This is a genomic window from Oleiphilus sp. HI0066, from assembly GCF_001635725.1.
This window is the reverse complement of the sequence record NZ_LWFH01000469.1, coordinates 1-1,271: the sequence shown is the minus strand read 5'-3', so window position 1 is coordinate 1,271 and position 1,271 is coordinate 1. Positions and strand designations below refer to the sequence as shown.

The window sequence follows — 1,271 nt, the reverse complement described above, 5'->3', positions numbered from 1 at the left end:
CAGCGGTCGCCCATTGATCGTCAACAACAACCCATGCTCACCCGCTTCTACGGCAAGTTGAGAGAAATATTTCTCAAGATTGATATCTGCTTGCGCATCTAGAGGGTGATGGAATAGTTCAGCTTGCTGCAGAGTACGCAAACGATAGTCTGTTCCACCATCGACATTGACCACTTCGGTGTGTTTATTCACTAAGGCGATCGCTGGTAGGAAACGAGCTCTCTGCAAGCCGTCCTTATACAAGCCGTCAGGTACGATGTTTGACGTACAAACCAAACTCACACCGCGTGCAAACAAGGCTTCCATCAAGCCCGCAAGAATCATTGCATCACCGATATCAGAAACAAAAAATTCATCGAAACAAATGATGCGTGTTTCATCAGCTAAACGATCAGCAACAACCAATAGCGGGTCAGGCGTGTCGTTAAGCGTGGTCAGTTCAGCATGGACGCGCTGCATAAAGCGGTGAAAGTGAATACGCATCTTGCGATCAAAAGGTAGGCTTTCATAAAAGTTATCCATCAAGTAAGTCTTACCACGACCTACTCCGCCCCAAAAATACAAACCTTTTACGGGTTCGATATTCTTCTTTTTGAACTTCCCAAAAAAACGATAGGTTTTCTTTGCTCTTTGCTTCTCATCTTCGATCAGCGCGTCATACAAAGATTGCAGCTTTTCAACAGCCATACGCTGTGCTGGATCTTCCATAAATCCATCTTTTTGTAGATCACGTTCATATCGCTGAATAGGAGAAAGAGACGCTAAAGACATAAAACAACTCACCGTAAGGATTAAAGACAATCAAAGGATTGCAGCTACAATAAAAACGGCGCATATTCTGCCGTGATGCAAAGAGAAAGGCCAATATTTCTCATATTCTTGGAAAGCATACTGAGCAGTGTTGTCATGTAAGACAAAGGGTTTTAGTATCCAATCACGTCAATTAAAGAAACAAGCAGGTTATTTGTGACAGAAACGAGCATTCAAGTTATCGCAGCGTTAGGTTTATTTAGCTTAGGATTAGTTATCGGCGTTCTCGTGCAACGAAGCACTAAAGGCGATGGCCGAAAGATTGCTCGCCTCCAAGCAAAACTCAACGAAACCGAAGAACGCTTTACGCGTTATCAAGCTGATGTAACTGCCCATTTCATGGACACTGCACGCAAGGTGCAAACACTGAATAAAAGCTACAAAGACGTTCACGAACAACTTGCGAGTGGTGCTCGTAAGTTGTGCGAAGATGACGAGATAGAAAGCGTGTTATCGCTAAG

2 protein-coding genes are annotated in these 1,271 nt (G+C 43.8%); one reads left to right on the top strand and one right to left on the bottom strand.

Annotated features, from left to right (window positions below):
• Nucleotides 1-771: cell division protein ZapE (gene zapE, locus A3738_RS06720; protein WP_068763454.1), on the bottom strand; the 771-nt coding region annotated here is incomplete at its 3' end.
• Nucleotides 772-966: 195 nt separating this feature from the next.
• Here zapE and A3738_RS06715 point away from each other — a divergent pair.
• A partial coding sequence (locus A3738_RS06715; RefSeq protein WP_156504019.1) for a YhcB family protein occupies nt 967-1,271 on the top strand: 305 nt, incomplete at its 3' end.